The following is a 20,405-nucleotide window of genomic DNA, read 5'->3' on the forward strand; positions in this document are numbered from 1 at the left end:
GAAAGTGCGAAACGGCTTTCCGACGGGAATTGCGTCAAGACAAAGCGAGCCGCGACCCGACGCGACCGGACGGCCCAAGACGATGCGGGACATCTTCGTCAAAAAGATACCCGCCTTTCCAGGAGTACTTCGCAATGCGCAAGATCATTGTTTCGGCTGCCGCCGCTGCCCTTCTCGCTTCCGGTTCAGTGGCATTCGCCGCCGTCAAGCACACCACCGGAACGATCAAGACCTTTGACACGACGGCCATGAGCCTGGTCCTCGATGATGGATCGTCTTTTACGCTTCCCAAAACCTTCAAGGATCCTGGCCTGACGGTCGGTGAAAAGGTCCGCGTCTCATGGGATATGAAGGGCAAGAACAAGGTCGCCGAGGCCGTCAAGGTCGCAAAATGATGGCTTGCCCGCCAGAGCAGGATGAGACGATATCCGGTCCTGTTTGGGGGTAGCGTAAGAGGGCGGAGCAGCGCCTGCTCCGCCTTTTCGCCGTTGACTGCAACCAATGCCACCCCATCTGTGTTATGCTTCTCCCGCTCGCGGCCCCAGGATCCGATCTCGGATTTGGACCGTCAGCCAAAAAAGTGCCGGAGCCTCGGGCTCCACGGAGGAAAAGGAGAAAATCCCATGAAGGAATTTCACTGCGGGTCGCTCGTGCCCGGCTGTGACTGGCACACGCGTGCCGACGAGGAGGCCGAGGTCATGCGCCGTGCCGTCGAGCACATGCGCGAGACGCATGGCGAGACGGTGATCCGCGAGACGATGATCGAGGCGATCCGCTCGCGCATCGAAAAGACCCGCGACGCGGCCTGATCTACCCGGCCTTCAAGGCTTCGGCGGCGCGCTTGAGGAGCGCGTCGCGATCAGGGGCAAACCCGGCTTCGACCCATTCCGCCTCGAGATTCCTGAGGACTTCGCCGAGTTTCGGCCCCGGAGTTGCGCCGAGCGCCGAGAGATCGGCACCTTTCAGTGGAAACAACGGCTTTTCCCATTTGATGGCGAAGGCGAGCAGGCGCGAAAAACCACCGGCTTCGAGCAGCGCCTCATTGTCCTCGACGGCGCGCACCCTGGCTGCCGCAAGCGACAGCCGCAGACGGTCGACAAACCCCTGCCGGTCACCGCGATAGAGCCTTTTCGCCAGTTCGCCCTCGGTCGTCTTCGGCTCGACGGCGCTGGCAAGCGCCCAGTGACGCAGGCGATCCGCTTCGGCGGTCGAGAGTTTGAGCCGCTCGGCGAGCGTCTTCATGCGCGCGGCATCGGGCGGCACGATCGCTTCCAGTCTGAGCAGCGGGTCGGGTGCCCAGCCCAGATCCTTCCCGGCCTTGGCCAACCCATGGATGGCATCGATGCCCCATTTCTCGCTTTCCGGCAGCGCTGCGGTCAAGACACCTGCCTGCCGCATCCAGAGCAGCGCCCGTGACGGATCGGGCGCCGACAAAAGTTTCTTCAGTTCCGACCAGATTCGCTCGGACGAAAGCTGGGCCAGCCCTTCCTTAAGCCGGGCACAGGCTTTCAGCCCTTCGGCGTCCGGCCGCCCGTCGCCGTACCAGGCGAAGAAGCGGAAGAAGCGCAGGATGCGCAGGTAGTCTTCGCGAATGCGCGCTTCCGGGTCGCCGATGAATCGCAGCCGGCGCGCCTCGATGTCGGCAATGCCGCCGACCAGGTCGACCACCTTGCCATCGGCCCCGGCATAGAGCGCGTTGATGGTGAAGTCGCGCCGCTCAGCATCGAGCTTCCAGTCGCGCCCGAACGACACTTTCGCGCGCCGCCCGTCGGTCTCGATATCAGCGCGCAAGGTGGTGATTTCATAAGGTTTTCCGCCGGCAACCACGGTGATTGTCCCATGCTCGATGCCGGTTGGCACCGCCTTGAACCCTTCCGCTTCGGCGCGGCGGAGGGTTTCCTCCGGCAGGCAGGTGGTGGCGATGTCGATGTCGGCGACCGGCTGGCCCATCAGCGTGTTGCGCACCGCGCCGCCTGCGACTCGCGCCTCTTCACCGCCTTCGGCCAGTGCGAACAGCAGGCGCTGCAGATGCTTGTCGCCGAGCCAGTCGGCCCTGTCCGCGATCGAGACACTCACGCATAAAGCCTTTCATAGAGGGTACGGATGATGCCGGCGGTGACGCCCCAGATGCGCCGTTCGCCGTAAGGCATGTCGTAGAAGAACCATTCGAGATCGTTCCACATACGGCTGTCGCGCTTGTGGTTGGCCGGGTCCATCAAGAAGCGCAGGGGCACTTCGAAAGCGGCGTCGACCTCGTCGGCGTTGAGCGTCAGTTGGAAACCGGGCAGCACGATGCCCAGCACCGGCGCGATGCGGTAGCCGCTGCCGGCCACATAGTCGGGCATGCGGCCGATGATCTCGATGCGGTCTCGGCCAAGCCCGATCTCCTCGAAGGTCTCGCGCAGCGCCGCAGCCTCAGGGCTCGGATCGGTCGGATCGATTGTGCCGCCGGGAAATGCCACCTGCCCCGAATGGCTGCGCAGCTTTTCGGCCCGTTTGGTCAGGAGAACCGTCGCATCGCCCTCATGATCGACCACCGGGATCAGCACCGCGGCATTGCGCAGCGCCATGCCCTGATTGAGGCGCGGATGGCCGGGGTTAAAGCGATGATCGCCATAATCGTCGCCTGCATGCGCATCGGGCTGCACGGCAAAACGCGCGCGAAAATCCGCGGATGAAAACGGCGCCGGCGTCACCTGGTCCATCACGCGCTCAGCCGCTTCAACTGGTCCGCCGGCATGATCGGGAACACGGCGCCCTTGGAGCGCACCGCGAACATCGTCTCGCCGCCGATCTCGACCTCCTCGCAATGCCCGACCAGTTCATACATCACCGGCCGCGCCACCAGCGCCTCCAGACGGCCACGCACCAGCACATAGGGCTTCAATCCGCCGGTCTCGTTCTCGTCGACAAAGCGCAGCGGCCGTTCCGGCCCGGCCTCGACGACATCGCCGACATTGGTGCGGAAGGTGATGGTCTGCGCTTCGCCGCTACCCGAAACGTCCATTTCGACGGCGATGAACGGCGCATCGGCGACGCGGATGCCGACCTTTTCCACCGGTGTCACCAGATAGGTCCTGCCATCGGCGTCCTTGCGCAGCACCGAGGAGAAAAGCTGCACCAGCGGCATGCGCCCGATCGGCGTGCCCAGATAGAACCAAGTGCCGTCGGACTTGATCTCCATGTCCAGATCGCCGCAGAAGTCGGGATTCCAGCGTTCGACGGGTGCCGCGCCCTTGCCGGCACGGGCGGCGCGCGAGATGAGTGCCTCGAGGCCACGCGCCTCGGTGGCACCAGTCAGGCTTTCTTCACGATGTCCCAAGGGTCCCGTCATGGTCACGAAATAGTCACTGTTGTTCCGCTTGTCAGCCTAAGTCTGTGATTTAAGTTTCGACATAGCCGCCACGCGAGGCCGAATCGCGGCAACTTATGGTATGGTGCAGCCGTTGTTCCAGCCATGGTATTCCAACCACAAGGATCGATGCGGCATGAGCGTGATGGTCAAGGAAAGCCCGATCAGCGAAAAGGACATGATCGCCGAGGCCGAAAAGGCGCTTGCCGACATCTCCCGGATCCGCGACGGGGTCGGCCGGGTCATCTTCGGACAGGAAAGCGTCGTCGAGCGTACGCTGGTGGCGCTGCTGGCCGGTGGACATGCGCTTTTGGTCGGCGTGCCGGGCCTCGCCAAGACCAAGCTGGTCGAAACACTTGGCATCGTGCTCGGCCTCGATTCGCGTCGCATCCAGTTCACGCCGGACCTGATGCCGTCCGATATCCTCGGCTCCGAAGTGATGGAGCAGGACGAGACCGGCAAACGCTCCTTCCGCTTCATTCCCGGGCCGATCTTCGCCCAGTTGCTGATGGCCGACGAGATCAACCGCGCCTCGCCGCGCACCCAGTCGGCGCTGCTGCAGGCCATGCAGGAATACCACGTCACCATTGCCGGCGCCCGCCATGACCTGCCGGCCCCCTTCCATGTGCTGGCAACCCAGAACCCGCTGGAGCAGGAAGGCACCTATCCGTTGCCCGAGGCCCAGCTTGACCGCTTCCTGATGCAGGTGGATATCCTCTATCCCGAAATCGAGGCAGAGCGCCGCATCCTTCTGGAAACCACCGGCATCGAGGACGCGAAAGCGCAAAACGTGCTGCAGCCGGTGCGGCTGAAGGAGATCCAGACGCTGATCCGCCGCATGCCGGTGCCGGAAAGCGTCGTCGAAGCGATCCTGACGCTGGTGCGCTCGGCGCGCCCGGGCCAAGGCAACGCCGAGACCGACAAGAACGTCGCCTGGGGTCCCGGCCCGCGCGCCAGCCAGGCGCTGATGCTGTGCACAAGGGCGCGCGCGCTTTACGACGGACGGCTGGCGCCCTCGGTCGACGACGTGCGTGCGCTGGCCGAGCCGGTGCTGCAGCATCGCATGGCGCTGACCTTCGCCGCCCGCGCCGAAGGCATCAGCGTGCGTGACGTGGTGGCGAAACTCGTGAAAGGGATTTGATGCCGCGCATCGGCGAGGTCCAGGCTCCGGCAGCGACGCGCGACGCGCTCGCCCGTGGCCGGTTGCGGGCCTCGCTTGTGCCAGACCTGCTGGTCGAGGCGCGGCGCATCGTCAACACCGTGATCGCCGGCTGGCACGGCCGCCGCAAGCGCGGCATCGGCGAGAATTTCTGGCAGTTCCGGCCCTATGTCGAGGGCGATTCCTCGCGCATCGACTGGCGCCGCTCGGCCCGCGACGACCACACCTATGTGCGCGACCGCGAATGGGAAGCCGCCCATACCGTCTGGCTGTGGGCCGACCCCTCGCCGTCGATGCTCTACAAATCGACCGGCGCCAGCGTTTCCAAGCAATCGCGCGCGCTGGTGCTGGCGCTGGCCATGGCCGAGCTGTTGTCGCGCAGCGGCGAGCGCATCGCCTGGCCGGGCCTCACCGATCCGTTCACCGCCCGCAACGGCGCCGAACGCATCGCCGCCCAGTTGATGCATGCCGGCGATTTGCCGGCAAAACCCGATTTGTCCGATATCAGGCGCTTCTGCGACATCGTCATCGTCAGCGATTTCCTCGATCCCGTCGAAGAGACGATGGCCTGGCTCGACGTGCTGGCCCGCCACGGCGTACGTGCCCACCTGATCGAGGTCGCCGACCCGGCCGAGGAGACCTTCCCCTATGCTGGCCGAACCGAGTTCACCGATCCCGAGACCGGCGACAAGCTGACCGCCGGCCGCGCCGAAATGCTGGGGGATGAGTATCGCCTGCTCTACGCCGCCCGACGCCACGAACTGGCAGCCTGGTGCAAACGGCTTGGCTGGAGCTTTACCGTCAACCACACCGATCGGCTGGCTTCCGACGCGCTGGTGCGGCTGCACATGGCGATGACCACTGATGGCCCCTCAGTCAGGCCGACCGCTGACGGTCGTGCCGGCACGATCGCCGGTGGCGATCGGCCAGGAAAGGCTGTCGCATGAGTTGGCTGCCGCTTTCCTTTGGCGCCCCCATGGTGCTGTGGGGCCTCCTGGCACTGCCGGTGATCTGGTGGCTGCTCAGGCTGACGCCGCCCAAGCCGCAGACCGAAATCTTCCCGCCGCTGAAGATCCTGGCCCGCGTGCTGAAGCGCGAGGAGACGCCGCAGCAGAGTCCGTGGTGGCTGACGCTGCTCAGGCTCTTGATGGCGGCCCTCATCGTCGCCGCATTGGCCGACCCGGTCTTCAATCCGCGCGAAAAGCTGCCGGCCGAGGGTGCAGCGCTTGCGCTCGTCATCGACAATGACTGGGCAAGTGCCGCCGACTGGGGCAAACGCGTCGCCACCGCCGAGCGGCTGATCAACGACGCCGGCTCCAACGGCGTGCCGGTCGTCATCGCCTTCACCGCCGAAAAGGCCAATGCCGAGATCGGGCCGTTCGATGCCGCCACCGCCCTTGACCGGCTGCGTGCCGCCAAGCCGCGGCCGATCCCGACCGACCGGCCCGCCGTCTATGCCCGCGTCGCCGGCGTGCTGGAGACCTTGCCCGGGGCCAGTGTCGCCGTGCTTGCCGACGGCCTGGCGGCAAAAGGCGATGAAGCCGCCTTCAACACACTTTTGTCGAAAAATGCCACCCGTGTCGTCTGGGCAACCGCAGACAGGCTGTCGCTGACCGGCCTGACCACCGCCGACAACCAGGTCGACGGCTTTGCACTGACCGCCATCCGCGCGCCGGGCGACCCTGCCCCGGCTCAGGTCACCGCCGGCGCCTTCGATGACAAGGGCCGCCGCATCGCCGATGCTACGCTGACCTTTTCGCCTGGCGAAACCACCGCCACCGGCACCATGGCGGTGCCGTTCGAGCTGCGCAACGACTTCGCATCCATCGCGCTCGACGGCGAGCGGCAGGCCGGTGCGGTCCGCGTGCTCGACGAAAGCTCCAAGCGGCGGCGCGTCGGTCTATTGTCGCAGGCCGAGGCCGACCAGGCACAGCCGCTTTTGTCGCCGCTCTACTACATCAGGCGGGCGCTGCAGCCATTCGCCGATCTGGTCGAACCCTCCAGCGCCGATCTTGCCGACGCCATCCCGCAGATCCTCGACCAGAAGCCCGCGATGGTCGTCATGGCAGATATCGGCACCATTCCCGGACAAGTCCGGCAGAGGCTTGTCGATTGGGTCGACAATGGCGGCACGCTGGTGCGTTTCGCCGGTTCGCGGCTGGCTACTGCGGGCGATGACGACGATCTGCTGCCGGTCCGCCTTCGCACCGGCGAGCGTTCGCTCGGCGGCGCGCTATCATGGACGTCGCCGCAGCCTGTCACCGAATTCCCCAAGGCCGGCCCGTTCGCCGATCTGGCGCCCCCGACCGAGGTCACCGTCAGCAGGCAGGTGCTGGCCGAGCCGACACCCGATATCGTCGAGCGCACCTGGGCGGCCCTTGCCGACGGCACGCCGTTGGTCACCGGACTGAAGAAAGGCAAGGGCACGCTGGTGCTGTTCCACGTCACCCCTGAGGCAACCTGGTCGAACCTGCCGATCTCTGGCAGCTTCGTCGAGATGCTGCGCCGCATCGTGCAGCTGTCGCGCAACCAGGGCGCGGCCATCGCCAATGCCGAAGCCGCCGCGGCGTCGCTGGCGCCCTATCGCATGATTGCAGCCGACGGCTCGCTGGTGCCGCCGACGCCGGACGCGCGGCCGCTTGTACCGGGCGCCGGCGCGCTGCCGGTGACTTTTGAAAACCCGCCCGGTCTCTATGGTTCCGAGACAGGTGTATTTGCCCATAATTTGCTTGAAGCCGACAGCACGCTGGCTCCGCTGGCGCGCCCGCAAATCACTGTTCCCATCACCTCGATCCAGTATGCCTTTGACGAATCGCGCAATTTGAAAGGCGCGCTGGTCGCGGCCGCCCTGGTGCTGATGCTGCTTGATACGCTGGCGGTGTTCTGGATGGGCGGCCTGTTTTCACGCCGGCCGCGTCGCGCCGGTGCCGTGGCAACCACCGCCGCGGTCCTTATTGCGCTGGGTAGCCTGTTCGGTCATGCCGACCTTGCCCGCGCCGACGACGCCACGCCGGGAGACGAGGTGGCCATCGAGGCGATTTCGAAGACCCGCATCGCCTATGTGCTGACCGGCGTGCCGGGTGACGATTCGATCAGCCGCGCCGGGCTCGAGGGCCTGACCCGCTTCCTGGTCGAAAAGACGGCACTAGAACCGGGCGAGCCGGCCGGCGTCGACATATCGAGGGACGAGCTGTCGTTCTATCCGCTGATCTACTGGCCGATCGATCCGGCCGCCCCGATGCCCAGCCAGGCCGCCATCGCCCGCATCGACGCCTATATGCAGCAGGGCGGCACGGTGCTGTTCGACACCCGCGACCAGTTCGCCAACGGCATCGGCGCCGATTCGACCAGCCCAGCGACGGAGCGGCTGCGCGACATCCTCGGCAAGCTCAACGTGCCGCCGCTGGAACCGGTACCGTCCGACCACGTGCTGACCAAATCCTTCTTCATCCTGCCCGAATTCCCCGGCCGCTTCGCCGGCAGCCCGCTCTGGGTCGAGGCCTCGCTCGACGCCAGCAACGCCGAGAACCGGCCGGTGCGTACCGGCGATGGCGTCTCGCCGATCATGATCACCGCCAATGATTTCGCCGGCGCCTGGGCGGTCGACGAGAATGGCGATGCGCTGCTGCCGACCGTGCCGGCGGACCCGATGCAGCGCATCTACGCGCTGCGCGCCGGCGTCAACATCATGATGTACATGCTGACCGGCAACTACAAATCCGACCAGGTGCACGTGCCGATACTGCTCGAACGGCTGGGGCAGTAGAATGAACTGGTCGATCTCCTTCGAACCGCTGATCTCCTGGCCCTTGCTGGCCTTGGCGCTGGTGCCGCTGGCGCTGCTTGCGCTGGTCGGCCTGTGGTTTCGCCAGCGCGGCTCGGTCTTCCGCTTCATCGCCCTTCTGGCGCTCGCCGCCGCTTTGTTCAACCCGGTGTTCCTCAACGAGGAGCGCGAGCCGCTGAAAAGCGTCGTCGCCCTCATCGTCGACCGCAGCCAGAGCCAGGACATCGGCGACCGCACCAAACAGACCGACGAGGCGCTGGCCGGGCTGCAGCAGCGTCTTGGCCGCTTCAAGCAGTTCGACGTGCGCGTCGTCGAAGCGGGTAAATCCGAAGCCGCCGAGGAGCGCACCGAGACACGGCTGTTCGGCGCGCTCGAGGGCGCCTTCCGCGACGTGCCGCCGTCGCGCATCGGCGGCGCCATCATGATCACCGATGGCGAGGTCCATGACGCCCCCCCGGCCGCGCCCGATTTCAACGCCCCGCTGCATGCCCTGATCACCGGCAACGACCACGAAAAGGACCGCCGCATCCGCTTCGAGAACGCGCCGCGCTTCGGCCTTGTCGGCAAGCCGCTCGACATGACCTACCGCGTCATCTCGACCGAAAACGAGACCGGCCCGGTCGATGTGCGCGTCTCGGTCAATGGCGAACAGGTCGCGGTCGAGCACGCCACCGTTGGCCAGGCGATGCCGCTGCAGGTGACCATTCCGGGTGCCGGGCGCAACATCGTCGAGCTCGCCATCGACCGCGAACCGGGCGAACTGACCGACACCAACAACCGCGCCATCGCGCTCATAGACGGCATTCGCGAGAATCTGCGCGTGCTGCTCGTCTCCGGCGAGCCGCATGCCGGCGAACGCACCTGGCGCAACCTGCTGAAATCCGACGCCTCGGTCGATCTCGTCCATTTCACCATCCTGCGGCCGCCGGAAAAGCAGGACGGCACGCCGATCAACGAATTGTCGCTGATCGCCTTCCCGACCCGCGAACTGTTCGTCGAGAAGATCAAGGATTTCGACCTCATCATTTTCGACCGCTACCAGCACCGCGACGTGCTGCCGATCCTCTATTACGACTACATCTCCGAATATGTCGAAAAGGGCGGCGCGCTGCTGATCGCGGCCGGCCCCGAATATGCCGGCGAAAGCTCGATCGCGCGCACGCCGCTGATGTCCGCCCTGCCGGCGATGCCGACCGGCGAGGTGGTCGACAAGGCCTTCTATCCGCGCCTCACCGAACTCGGCCAGCGCCACCCGGTGACGCGTGGGCTGGATGGCTCCGCCACCGAGCCGCCGCACTGGAGCCGCTGGTTCCGCACCATCGGCGTGCAGAACCCCGAAGGCGCAGTGGTGATGAAGGGCGCCGACAACCGGCCGCTGCTGTTGCTCGACCGCAAGGGCGAAGGCCGCGTCGGCATGCTGCTGTCCGATCAGGGCTGGCTGTGGGCGCGCGGCTTCGAGGGCGGCGGCCCGCATGTCCAGCTCTACCGGCGCATCGCCCACTGGCTGATGAAGGAGCCTGAGCTCGAGGAAGAGCGGCTGACCGCCGACGGCCGCGGCATGGTGCTGGAAATCCGCCGCCAGACGATGGCCGACGATCCCGGCCCCGCGCAGATCATCACCCCGTCCGGCAAGACCTTGACCGTCAAGCTCGATAAATCCGAGCCCGGGGTCTTCCTCGGCAGCGTCGAGACCAGCGAGATCGGCCTCTATCAGGTCGCCAATGGCGACCTCACCGCGCTCGCCCATGTCGGGCCGGTCAACGCACCGGAATTCGCCGACGTCATTTCCACCGAAAGCCGGCTGAAGGCGCCGGCTGAAGCCACCGGCGGCAGCGTGCGCCGGCTGGCGTCGTCCACAGCCCTTGGCAGCGACGTGACGCTGCCCTCCATCGTGCCGGTGCGCTCGGCTGGTGCCGCGTCCGGCAACGACTGGATCGGACTGCGCACCACGGACGACAGCGTGCTCAAGGCCGTCTCGCGCGTGCCGCTGTTCGGCGGCTTCCTCGGCCTCGGCCTGCTGCTTCTGGCAATGGGTTCGATGTGGTACCGCGAAGGACGGTAGGGCTACTCTTCCGGCTCCGTCGTGAACATCAGCGGATAGCCCTTGGCCTTGCCGGCATCGGTGGCACGCGTCGCCTTGGTCTCGGCGACATCCCTGGTGAACACGGCGACGACGCAGACGCCACGCCGATGCGCGGTGATCATCACCCGGTGCGCCTGGTCTTCGCTGAGCTTGAACTCGCCCTTCAGCACCGTCACCACGAATTCGCGCGGCGTGAAATCGTCATTGATGAGGATGACCTTGTAGAGCTTTGGCCGTTCGACCTGCGGCTTGACCTGGACGCGCGGTTTTGTGGTGATTTCAGGCATCGGAACCGACCGTTAGAGCAATTCCCGGAAAAGTGTAAAATGGTTTTCCGCCCGGAATTGCGTCAAGACAAAAGATCAGAACAGTTCGCCGTTTCCACGAAACGGTGAATTGCTTCTGGCGTAGCAACCTTGCCGCCATTCTGGCACCAGCGAAAGCGGCCGTCTATTTCGAGCGACGCGCAAAGCCGATGTCCGCGGGCGCGGCCATTCGCAACTATGTGGGAAAGTGTCGGTTGCCGTTCAACGGTCCTGACGGCCGAACATGCGGCGGCTGGGAATCTGCCGAGCGGCCGTGGCCGACGGCATATCGGACCGAAAGCGGTTTCCACCGGCATCCGCCCGGCGTTCCAGCCAGGTCGCGATCGGCCACGCGGCGACGCAGATCAGCGTCGCGCCGGTCAGCACGACCAGCAGCCAGGTCTGTGCCGGCGTGATGTAGTCCCAGCTGGTGGAAATCGCCGGCGCGAACAGCGAAGGCTCGGTGCGTCCGCTGGCCGGATCGGGCACCGGGCTGGCGGTGAACAGGATCAGCACCCTGGCGACGCCGGTGGCAACCAGGCCGCCGATCACCATCGAGCGCAAAATGGACGAAAGCCGCTTCTTCATGCGGATTGTCCTACACGGTCGGCGTTGCAAACGGGTTAAGTGTCAGTCGAGGCGGAAGCTGCCGGTGCCAGACTTCGCCAAAGATCGGTTGAACCATCGACCCGCTTCATCGCCAACGTCAGGGCTTCAGCGGTTCGGACAGGAAGAAGGCCGCTCCAGCCGAAACCAGCTGGAGCGGCCTTGGTCAACAGGCCGGCATTTTGCGCCGGACCTTATTAGGTCTTCGGGGCGTCCTTCTTGACGGCCTTCTCGGCAGCCTTCTTGTGCTTCTTGACGGTCTTCTTGACGACCTTCTTCGGAGCAGCCTTGGCCGGAGCGGCAGTCGCCGGAGCGGTGGTCGTCGAAGCAGCCGGAGCAGCGGTCGTGGTGGCGGCGGCGTTGCCGAGAGCCGGCATCGCGAAGGCGAGAGCGACGGCGAGACCGGTTGCGGAGAGGATGGACTTTTTCATGGCTTCGTTTCCTTTTTATGCGGGTCAAGTTTCGGAGTGTTACTGAACCGGGTCGTTCGGCGTCACTCCAAGCAGCTTCAAAGCACTGGCGAGCATCCGGATGCCCTGCGCCTGTTTCTTGGCGGCGCAGTACCGGTTGCCCTTTCTCTGAAGTGCCTTTGCCGCGGTGACCTGCGTTGCCGTGGCATGGGTTTCGAGGGCTTCATCAAATTGGTGGCTAAGATTGGCGCACCGTTCGCTCCGGGTTGTGAGCGTCACCTTTGCGTCCGATTGTCCGACAGCGGCAGTGACCAGGCAGAAGCCCAGCAACGCACCCAACAAACTGATCGACAATCTTGGCATCGGTTTACCCGTAAACCCGGAGACTAGCGTCGCAGCCGATGACCTGACCGCCACGAGACCAGTTATGCCCTTGAAATTTTTCAGGAGTTTTTCTGAACTGTAGAATTTTGTTTCTGGATTGTGTCTGAGAAAGCCGGTGTGAACCCGTCATAGCCACTGGCCAACATATGGCCTGAATTCTATCGTGTGGGTTGCGACAGAAGGGCTTGGCAATCAAAGACAGAAGGGCTTGGCAACAATGACAGGGCTGCTGTGAAATCCGACGCACACATACTGATCGTCGACGACGACAAGGGTATCCGCGACCTGCTGCAGGAATTCTTCCAGAAGCGGGGCCTGCACACCTCGGTTGCCGCCGACGGCATCGAGATGGAGACCATCCTGCGGCGCGTCCAGGTGGACCTCATCGTCCTCGACGTGATGCTGCCCGGCAAAAGCGGGCTGGAGCTGTGCCGCGACCTGCGCGCCCAGTATTCGACGCCGATCATCATGCTGACCGCCGTCACCGAGACGACCGACCGCGTCGTCGGCCTGGAAATGGGCGCCGACGACTATGTCCCCAAACCCTTCGATCCGCGCGAGCTTTTGGCGCGTATCCGCGCCGTGCTCAGGCGCAATGGCACCGCCGAGCCTAAGCGCGCCACCACCAAGCAGATCTACCGCTTCGCCGGCTGGACGATGGATTGTGCTCGGCGCCGGCTGATCGCACCCGACGATGTCAGGGTCGAGCTGACCATGGCCGAATTCAACCTGCTGCAGACCTTCGTCAAGAGCGCGCAGCGCGTGCTGACCCGCGACCAGCTCATCGAGCTGTCCGGCGGCGACAGCGACTATTCCTTCGACCGCAGCATCGACATCCTGGTCAGCCGGCTGCGGCGCAAGATGGAGGACGACCCGAAGACGCCCAAGCTGATCCTGACCGTACGCAGCGGCGGCTACCAGTTCCTGCCCGAGACGACCTCCGAATGAGACGTTTCCTGCCGCAGACCTTGCCTGTCTGGGTGCTGCTGATCGTCATTGCCGGCCTGCTGATCAGCCAGGTCGCGACCCTTTACATCGTGTCGCGCGACCGCGCCGCCGCCAACGGTGTCGTCGACCTCTACCGGCTCAACGACCGTGCCTTCTCGCTGGTTCAGCTCATGCATGACGCCAGTCCGGACGAGCGCAAGGCGACGGCGACCGGCCTGTTCAACTCCACCTACGCGCTCACCGTCTCGGACACGCCGGCGGTCACTTCGTCGATCGCCGGCGACGACGAACTGGCCGAACTCGAAGACATCCTCGTCGGACGGCTGTCGAAATTCGGCATCACCGATGCACGCGTACGCCGCGATCCGGCGACGCGCGAGGCCGATGACGCGGACGGCACGGCGCCGGGACCCGACATCGGACAGGTCGAGCGTGACCTTCTGGTGCTGGCCGCCGACTTCGCCCAGAGCGACAAGCTGACGGCCTCGCTGCGCTTCGCCGACGGCCAATGGCTGAACTTCACCGAACCGATCACGCCCGTCGGCCCGATCCTGAGCTTCGACAGCCTGCCGCTTTATTCGCTGATCGCAGGGCTGGTGGTGATCATGTCGATCTGGTCGCTGCGCCGGCTGACGGCGCCCTACCGGATGATGGAAACCGCCGTGAACCGGATCGGCAAGGATCTGAAGAGCCCACCGATCGCCGAGAGCGGCAGCCGCGAGGTCCGTGCCGCCGCCAAGGCGATCAACGCTATGCAGGCGAGGTTGCGCGAATATGTCGAGGACCGCGAACATCTGGCGGCGGCATTGGCGCATGATCTGCGCACGCCGATGACCAGGATGCGCCTGCGCCTGGAGCTGTTGCGCAAATCGGCGGTTCGCGAGGCGTTGGCGCACGACCTCGCCGATGTCGAGAGCATCGCCAGCTCGGTGATCGACTTCGCCACCTTCGAAGTGACCGAGGAAAAGAACGAACGCATCGATTTCTGGTCGCTCGTGGAATCGATCGCCGACGGCTATGACGACGTGTCGTTCGACGACGAGACCCGTTCGCGCGGGCTGATCTGCATGGCGCGGCCGGTCGCGCTCAAGCGCTGCGTCACCAATCTGGTACAGAACGCGGTCACCTACGGCAAGAAGGCGCATCTTTCGCTGCGCCGGTCGGAGGACATGATCTTGCTCACCATCCGCGACGAAGGGCCGGGCATACCGCAGGCACAGATCGACGCCGTGTTCGGCTCGTTCGTGCGCCTTGAACAATCGCGCAACCGCCAGACCGGTGGTCTGGGCCTCGGCCTGACCATTGCCCGCAACATCGCGCGCGCCGCAGGTGGCGAGATCCGCCTGTCCAACAACCCGGGCGGTGGCCTGCTGACGCAACTGCGCCTGCCGCTGGTGGCATAAAAAGCATTCAAGCAGCCTCCGCTGCCCGCGGCGGCGTCCACGAATTTGGCGTTACCGCCGCAGCACCGCGCTCAGCACATCGCGGATGCCGATGGCGCCGACGAAGCGCGACTGGTCGTCGAACAGCGCAACGGGAGCGGTCTGCGAACGGTGCATGGCCAGCATGACGGTTTTCAACGAGGTGCCGGGGTTGGCCCAGAACACCTGCGCTACTTCCTCGGGCTGGCCTTCGACGTCGGCGCACGACACCCACACCGCCGGCTTGCCGTCGCGTTCGGCCGCCGCCACCAGCCCGTGATCGTCGATCTTGAAGCGCGTCGTCTTGCGGCGGTCGAGCCACACCCAGCCGTCCTTGCCGTGCTCCAGATCGCGACGGTCGCGCATCACGTTCCAGGCGGTCAGCACCGACAGCGGGTTCACATTGGCGATGAAGTCGCGGACATAGTCGTTGGCAGGCCGCAGCACGATGTCCTCCGGCGCGCCGGTTTGCACGATGCGCCCACCCTCCATGATGGTGATGTGGGAGCCAATCTTCAGCGCCTCCTCGAGGTCGTGGCTGACGAAGATGATGGTCTTCTTCAACTCGGCCTGCAGCTGCAGCAATTCGTCCTGCAGCTTGGTGCGGATCAGCGGGTCGAGCGCCGAGAACGGCTCGTCCATCAACAGGATCGGCGCCTCGGTGGCGAAGGCCCGCGCCAGGCCGACGCGCTGCTGCATGCCGCCCGACAGCTCATGCGCGTATTTCTTCGACCACTGGTCGAGATTGACCAGCTTGAGCTGGCGTTGCACGCGCTCCTTGCGCTCTTGCTCCGGTACGCCGGCGAGTTCGAGGCCGAGACCGACATTCTCCTCCACCGTACGCCAGGGCAAAAGGCCGAACTGCTGGAACACCATCGCCACCTGTTTCTGGCGCAGGCGCCGCAGGGTCGCCTCGTCGCAGGTGACGACGTCGACGGTCTTGTCGCCATCCTTGACCAGCACCTGGCCGCGCGACACCACGTTGAGCCGGTTGACCGCCCGCAGCAATGTCGACTTGCCCGAACCGGAGAGACCCATCAGCACGGAGATTTCGCCCTCGTTCACGGTCAGGCTGGCGCCGGCGCAACCCAGTACATTGCCGGTCTTGTCGAGGATCTCGGCGCGGCTGGCTCCGGCGTCGACCATCTTCAGCGATCCGGCCTGGTCGGCGCCGAAGACGATATCGACGTTCCGGAAATCGACGGCGACGGTCATTTCTTGCCTCCAACGGCGATGCGGGTCATCCGGTCGAGCACGATGGCCAAGACGACGATGGCGAGGCCCGCCTCAAGCCCGAGGTCGATCTTGCGCGAACCCAGCGCCCGGTTGATTTCGGTGCCGAGGCCGCCAGCGCCGATCAGTGCGGCAAACACCACCATCGACAGCGACAGCATGATGGACTGCGTCAGACCGGCCATGATGGTGGGCAGCGCCGAGGGCAGCTCCACCTTCCACAGCAACTGGCTCTTGGTGGCGCCGAACGCCTCGCCGGCTTCGACGATCGACTTCGGCACCGAGACAACGCCGAGATGCGTGAGACGAACCGCGGTCGGGATGACGAAGATGATGGTGACGATGAGGCCGGGCGCATTGCCGAGGCCGAACAGCGTCAGCACCGGGATCAGGTAGACGAAGGTCGGCAGCGTCTGCATCAAATCGAGCACCGGCAGCATGACGCGATAGACCTTCGGCTTGTGCGCCGCCCAGATACCGAGTGGCACACCGATGGCCATCGAGACGGCGGCGGCGGCAACCACCAGCACCAGCGTCTCTACCGTCTGCTTCCAGAGGTTCTGGTTGAGGATGAACAGCAACCCGAGAAAGACAGCCACGGCCAAGCCTCTCGATCGCTGCAGATAATAGGCAAGCAGTGCAATCAGCGCGATGAGAAGGACCGGCGGTACCAGCAGCAGCGTGTCGACCACTCCGTCGAGCAGGAAATTCAAACCGCCGGAGAGACCGCGGAAGAAGGTGTTGAAATTGTCGGTAAGGAAGGTGAAGAACGCTTTGCCCCATTCGCCTATGGGGATCTTGTAACTGACAAAGAATTTTGAAATCGGATCCATCTTGCCCCTCTTTGACAGTCGCCGTCCTTGCCGGACGGTCATCTTGTCACAGGATATGAAAAAGGGCAGCCCCTTCTAAAGTGACTGCCCTTCTTGATCGGTCACGCCGAACGCAAGACCTGCTCAGCTTCCGAGCGCAGTCTTCACGGCTGCAGCCGCGTCGCCGCCATCGAAAGTGGTCACGCCGGCAATCCATGGAGCAACCGCGTCCGGATGCTTCTTGAGCCAGTCGGTCGCAGCCGTATTGGCATCGGCGCCCTTGAGGATCGCGTCCATTATCTCGCCTTCCATGTCGAGATTGAACTTCAGGTTGGCGATGAATTTTCCGGCATTCGGGCACTCGGTGGTGTAACCCTTCCGCACATTGGTATGCACGGTGGCTGCGCCAAAGCCGCTGTCGCCCATGCCATCGAGATAGGTGATCTTCATGGCACCCATCACCGGATGCGGCGTCCAACCGAGGAACGCGATCCACTCATTGCTCTTGATCGACTGCTCGGCCTGCGTGAGCATGCCAGCCTCCGAGGATTCGACCAGCTCGAAGCCTTCGAGATTGTCCTTCGGGTTCTTGATCATGTCGAGGATGATGCGGTTACCATCATTGCCGGCCTCGATGCCGTAGATCTTGCCGTCGAACTTGTCCTTGAACTTGCCGAGGTCGGTCAGCGTCTTGACGCCGGCGTCCGCGACATAGGTCGGCACGACGATACCGTAGCCGGCGCCACTGAGGTTTTCGCTGATGGTCTCGACCGAACCGTCGGCGGTGTAGTCCTTGATGTCGTTGGTCATCGACGGCATCCAGTTGCCGAGGAAGACATCAAGATCCTTGTTCTTCAGCGACGCCATGGTCACCGGCACCGACAGCTGGATCGTCTGCGGTTCGTAGCCGAGCGCGGTGAGCAGTACCGATGCGACGCCGGTCGTCGCCTGGATGTCGGTCCAGCCGACATCGGAAAGACGCACCGCCTTGCAGCTCGCCGGATCGCCGGCAAAGGCAGCGCTGGTGGACAAAAAAGCCGCCAGGCCGAGGCCGGCGACGAAAGAGTTCATACGCGACATAGACAGTCTCCCATTGTGATTCTTTGGCGAAGCGTAGCTACGGTTTCTATGCCCGCCTTGTTTCGTCAGCCAAACACCATTCTGGTGTGGTTTCAAGCATTAAGACAATCACGATCAACGGCGCGGGCTGGCCAATCAGCGACACATCAGGCGCTTTTGCCATGCCGGACGGTTTTTTCGAAGACGGGCGGGCTTTTTCAGGGGAATGCGGGCGACCGCCCCTCCCCGTATCAGGGCAAGTCGGCTTAAAAGAGCGGCATGGCCAAGCTTTACTTCCACTACGCGACTATGAACGCCGGCAAGACGACGATGCTCTTGCAGGCCTCTTACAATTATCGCGAGCGCGGCATGGGCACGATGCTGTTCGTCGCCGGCCACTACCGCAAGGGCGACACCGGCCTGATCTCGTCGCGCATCGGCCTGGAGACGGAAGCCGAGATGTTCCGCGATGGCGACGATCTGTTCACCCGCGTCGCCGATCATCACGCGCATACGTCAGTGCATTGCGTCTTCGTCGACGAGGCGCAGTTCCTCGAGGAGGAGCAGGTCTGGCAGCTCGCCCGCATCGCCGACCGGCTGAATATCCCGGTCATGTGCTACGGCCTGCGCACCGATTTCCAGGGCAAGCTGTTTTCCGGCTCGCGCGCGCTGCTGGCCATCGCCGACGATTTGCGCGAAGTGCGTACAATCTGCCGCTGCGGCCGCAAGGCGACGATGGTCGTGCGCCTCGGCCCCGATGGCAAAGTGGCGCGCCTGGGCGAGCAGGTGGCGATCGGCAAGGACGTCTATGTCTCGCTCTGCCGCCGTCATTGGGAAGAAGAAATGGGCCGCGCCGCGCCCGACGACTTCATCGGCTTTATCAAGGGCTGACTCTGTCTCTTGGTTTTTGGAGCAGTTCCCAGGGGGAGCGCTATGTGCTTTTCTTGGAATTGCACCGGGCTCATACGGTCGAGACACGCCACTTCGGAAACCGCCAACCCAGCCGCACACCCAGCGTCGCCACTGCAATCAGCGCCATGCCGGCAGCCTGCGCCAGCCCGAGCGGATGCCCATAGATCGCCCAGTCGACGATGATGGCGACGACGGGATAGATGAAGGTGATGACGCCGATCACCGGTGTCGTCAGGCGCGGAAAGGCCGAATTCATCAACACGTAGGCAATGCCGGTGTGCAGCACGCCGATGCCGAGCAGCCAGCCCCATGACGCAAGCGCAATATGTTGGCCGACGCCGGCGAACGGGGCGAGCATGACGACCCCCACCACCGTCTGGCAGAGTACCGTAATTTCGGCGCGCTGCTGACCAAGGCCCTTGGCGAGGATCGTTGTAACGGCGTAGAGCATTGCGCCGCCCAGCGTCAGCGCAATGCCCGGCGCCCAGTTGGCATCGTCGTGGCCGTGCGCGAAGACGAGGCCGCTGGCCAGCACGACGCCGAGAAACGCACCGAGCATCCACAGCAGTTGGTCGAGCGAGATGCGCTCCTTGAGGAAGACGACACCGATCAGGACCACGAAGAACGGCTGGATATGGTAGATAATCGTCGTCGTGGCGATCGATGTCATGGCGAAGCCGGCGAAGAAGGCCGTCCAGCTCAGCACCATGCAGACGCCGGCAAGTGCTGCAAGGGCAAGCCGAGACGGCGACAGCGTCCGATCCGGCAGATAGCCGCGCAACAGGCACCATAAGAAAAGGAATATCGCGCCGAACACACATCGCCAGAAGACGACGGCAACGGGATGCAGCCCCGATTCCGTGGCGAAGGCGCCGACCGTGCCTGCGATCACCATTGCCAGAGCAAGGCTCGCGGCCGGGAAGCGGGCTGTCGAGGCGTCCGTCATGTGATGGTTCCCAGCGATCCCAGCAACCATCTGGTCACTGGCGCCACCTTCAAACAAGCGAATAGATTTGGCATGACCTATTCGATATGCTGATAGCACCATGGCCGCGCCACTCGATCTCAATCTGCTGAAAACCTTTGTCGCCGTCGTCGAGAGCGGCAGCCTTTCCAATGCGCACCCAGGGTCGGCCGCAGCCAGTCGGCGGTCAGCATGCAGATGCAGCGGCTGGAGGAGATAGTCGGCAGCCAGCTTCTGGTGCGTGGTCCCAGAACCGTCACTCCCAATGCGATCGGCGAGGATTTCCTGATCTATGCGCGCCGGTTGCTGAAACTGTCGGATGAAGCCTGGGCAAGCGTCACCCGGCCTAAGGAAACAGGCAGCGTCCGCTTGGGGGTGCCCGACGATTATGCCGCCTTCCTCCTGCCGCCCGTGCTCTCACGCTTCGCGGCGGAGCATCCCCTGGTGACGGTGGAGTTGATCTGCGAACAGTCGACCGCGCTGGTGAAGACGCTGGCGGAGGGGCGGCTGGATCTGGCGATCATCACCCGCTTGCCGGAGCAGCCGCTTGAGGTGATCCGGCTGGAACGCTTCGTCTGGGTCGCCTCATCAAACCATGTCGCCTGGGAGACCGATCCGCTTCCGGTCGCCTTGTTCGAACCGGGCTGCGCCGCCAGGATGAATGTCCTGCAGGCGCTTGGCGATGCCGACCGCTCCTATCGCTGTACCTATTCAAGCGCCTCTCTGCTTGGCCTGATCGCCGTCGTCCAGGCCGGGCTCGCGGTGGCTGGCCTCGCCCTGCGCAGCGTACCACCGTCGCTGCGCATCGTCGGCGGCAATGAAGGGCTTCCGGTGCTGCCGGACCTCGAAATCGGCATCCTGCGCAACCCGCTGTCGACGACCCAGGCGGTCGAGCGGCTGAATGATTTCCTGCGCCGCGATCTGGCACAACAGGCCTGACTCGCGGGCCTGTCTTCCGCAATCCCGCCGCGAT

The 20,405-nt window shown here is 64.4% G+C and carries 21 protein-coding genes; 10 read left to right on the forward strand and 11 right to left on the reverse strand.

Annotation, left to right across the window (positions count from 1 at the left end):
- The first annotated feature begins 134 nt into the window (after window positions 1–134).
- Together NKH95_RS13690 and NKH95_RS13695 are read left to right on the forward strand one after the other, a co-directional pair.
- A complete protein-coding gene (locus NKH95_RS13690) occupies window positions 135–395 on the forward strand; it encodes a DUF1344 domain-containing protein (RefSeq protein WP_023809849.1) in 261 nt (86 codons plus the stop codon).
- A 228-nt stretch (window positions 396–623) separates the two neighbouring features.
- Window positions 624–809, forward strand: coding sequence for a DUF1059 domain-containing protein (locus tag NKH95_RS13695; protein WP_013529972.1), 186 nt, complete (start codon window positions 624–626; stop codon window positions 807–809).
- Between the two features lies 1 nt (window position 810).
- On the opposite strand, the gene NKH95_RS13700 is transcribed toward NKH95_RS13695, so the two are convergent.
- The 3 genes from NKH95_RS13700 to NKH95_RS13710 are packed head-to-tail and all read right to left on the reverse strand — an operon-like array spanning window position 811 to window position 3,334.
- A complete protein-coding gene (locus NKH95_RS13700; protein WP_352773798.1) occupies window positions 811–2,076 on the reverse strand; it encodes a CCA tRNA nucleotidyltransferase in 1,266 nt (421 codons plus the stop codon).
- Entirely contained in the window at window positions 2,073–2,705 is a 633-nt protein-coding gene (locus NKH95_RS13705) for a CoA pyrophosphatase (RefSeq protein WP_023809851.1), read from the reverse strand. The genes NKH95_RS13700 and NKH95_RS13705 overlap by 4 nt, the downstream gene beginning before the upstream one ends.
- Window positions 2,705–3,334: a DUF1285 domain-containing protein gene (locus NKH95_RS13710; RefSeq protein ID WP_352773799.1), complete on the reverse strand. Its 630-nt coding sequence runs from the start codon at window positions 3,332–3,334 to the stop codon at window positions 2,705–2,707. The genes NKH95_RS13705 and NKH95_RS13710 overlap by 1 nt, the downstream gene beginning before the upstream one ends.
- 154 nt (window positions 3,335–3,488) lie before the next feature.
- Between NKH95_RS13710 and NKH95_RS13715 the strand changes: the two genes are divergently transcribed.
- The 4 genes from NKH95_RS13715 to NKH95_RS13730 are packed head-to-tail and all read left to right on the forward strand — an operon-like array spanning window position 3,489 to window position 10,357.
- Window positions 3,489–4,493 (forward strand): AAA family ATPase, encoded by a 1,005-nt coding sequence (locus tag NKH95_RS13715; RefSeq protein WP_352773800.1) that lies wholly within the window; start codon window positions 3,489–3,491, stop codon window positions 4,491–4,493.
- Entirely contained in the window at window positions 4,493–5,458 is a 966-nt protein-coding gene (locus NKH95_RS13720; RefSeq protein ID WP_023809854.1) for a DUF58 domain-containing protein, read from the forward strand. The genes NKH95_RS13715 and NKH95_RS13720 overlap by 1 nt, the downstream gene beginning before the upstream one ends.
- Window positions 5,455–8,277 (forward strand): DUF4159 domain-containing protein, encoded by a 2,823-nt coding sequence (locus tag NKH95_RS13725; protein ID WP_352891765.1) that lies wholly within the window; start codon window positions 5,455–5,457, stop codon window positions 8,275–8,277. The genes NKH95_RS13720 and NKH95_RS13725 overlap by 4 nt, the downstream gene beginning before the upstream one ends.
- Window position 8,278: 1 nt before the next feature.
- Complete coding sequence (locus NKH95_RS13730) at window positions 8,279–10,357, forward strand: hypothetical protein (RefSeq protein WP_352773802.1); 2,079 nt, start codon at window positions 8,279–8,281, stop codon at window positions 10,355–10,357.
- A 2-nt stretch (window positions 10,358–10,359) separates the two neighbouring features.
- Here NKH95_RS13730 and clpS read toward each other — a convergent pair whose 3' ends face one another.
- From clpS to NKH95_RS13750, 4 genes are all read right to left on the reverse strand, one after another.
- Window positions 10,360–10,665 carry an ATP-dependent Clp protease adapter ClpS gene (clpS, locus tag NKH95_RS13735; protein ID WP_023809857.1) on the reverse strand — a complete coding sequence of 102 codons (306 nt, stop codon included), beginning with the start codon at window positions 10,663–10,665 and terminating at the stop codon, window positions 10,360–10,362.
- Window positions 10,666–10,905: 240 nt separating this feature from the next.
- Window positions 10,906–11,271: a hypothetical protein gene (locus tag NKH95_RS13740; protein ID WP_352773803.1), complete on the reverse strand. Its 366-nt coding sequence runs from the start codon at window positions 11,269–11,271 to the stop codon at window positions 10,906–10,908.
- Window positions 11,272–11,486: 215 nt separating this feature from the next.
- A complete protein-coding gene (locus NKH95_RS13745) occupies window positions 11,487–11,720 on the reverse strand; it encodes a hypothetical protein (protein WP_013529962.1) in 234 nt (77 codons plus the stop codon).
- 39 nt (window positions 11,721–11,759) lie between these two features.
- Window positions 11,760–12,062, reverse strand: a complete 303-nt coding sequence (locus NKH95_RS13750) for a hypothetical protein (RefSeq protein ID WP_023809859.1) — start codon at window positions 12,060–12,062, stop codon at window positions 11,760–11,762.
- A 252-nt stretch (window positions 12,063–12,314) separates the two neighbouring features.
- Between NKH95_RS13750 and NKH95_RS13755 the strand changes: the two genes are divergently transcribed.
- Entirely contained in the window at window positions 12,315–13,031 is a 717-nt protein-coding gene (locus NKH95_RS13755; protein WP_127290180.1) for a response regulator, read from the forward strand.
- Entirely contained in the window at window positions 13,028–14,434 is a 1,407-nt protein-coding gene (locus tag NKH95_RS13760) for an ATP-binding protein (RefSeq protein WP_352773804.1), read from the forward strand. Before NKH95_RS13755 ends, NKH95_RS13760 begins: the two co-directional genes overlap by 4 nt.
- A 51-nt stretch (window positions 14,435–14,485) precedes the next feature.
- Here the strand turns inward: NKH95_RS13760 and choV are convergent, their stop codons facing one another.
- The 3 genes from choV to NKH95_RS13775 all read right to left on the reverse strand — a co-directional run bounded on the left by choV (window position 14,486) and on the right by NKH95_RS13775 (window position 17,577).
- Window positions 14,486–15,667 (reverse strand): choline ABC transporter ATP-binding protein, encoded by a 1,182-nt coding sequence (gene choV, locus NKH95_RS13765; RefSeq protein WP_352773805.1) that lies wholly within the window; start codon window positions 15,665–15,667, stop codon window positions 14,486–14,488.
- Window positions 15,664–16,518: a choline ABC transporter permease subunit gene (gene choW / locus NKH95_RS13770; protein WP_023809862.1), complete on the reverse strand. Its 855-nt coding sequence runs from the start codon at window positions 16,516–16,518 to the stop codon at window positions 15,664–15,666. The genes choV and choW overlap by 4 nt, the downstream gene beginning before the upstream one ends.
- Before the next feature lie 123 nt (window positions 16,519–16,641).
- Entirely contained in the window at window positions 16,642–17,577 is a 936-nt protein-coding gene (locus NKH95_RS13775) for a choline ABC transporter substrate-binding protein (protein ID WP_023809863.1), read from the reverse strand.
- A gap of 258 nt (window positions 17,578–17,835) precedes the next feature.
- On the opposite strand from NKH95_RS13775, the gene NKH95_RS13780 reads away from it, so the two are divergent.
- Window positions 17,836–18,447 (forward strand): thymidine kinase, encoded by a 612-nt coding sequence (locus tag NKH95_RS13780; protein WP_023809864.1) that lies wholly within the window; start codon window positions 17,836–17,838, stop codon window positions 18,445–18,447.
- A 70-nt stretch (window positions 18,448–18,517) separates the two neighbouring features.
- On the opposite strand, the gene NKH95_RS13785 is transcribed toward NKH95_RS13780, so the two are convergent.
- Window positions 18,518–19,414 (reverse strand): DMT family transporter, encoded by an 897-nt coding sequence (locus NKH95_RS13785; protein ID WP_023809865.1) that lies wholly within the window; start codon window positions 19,412–19,414, stop codon window positions 18,518–18,520.
- A gap of 210 nt (window positions 19,415–19,624) precedes the next feature.
- Between NKH95_RS13785 and NKH95_RS13790 the strand changes: the two genes are divergently transcribed.
- Window positions 19,625–20,371 carry a LysR substrate-binding domain-containing protein gene (locus NKH95_RS13790; protein WP_352891771.1) on the forward strand — a complete coding sequence of 249 codons (747 nt, stop codon included), beginning with the start codon at window positions 19,625–19,627 and terminating at the stop codon, window positions 20,369–20,371.
- Window positions 20,372–20,405 lie beyond the last annotated feature (34 nt).

Origin of the sequence: Mesorhizobium sp. M0848, assembly GCF_040319805.1 — a bacterium.
Lineage (GTDB): Bacteria > Pseudomonadota > Alphaproteobacteria > Rhizobiales > Rhizobiaceae > Mesorhizobium.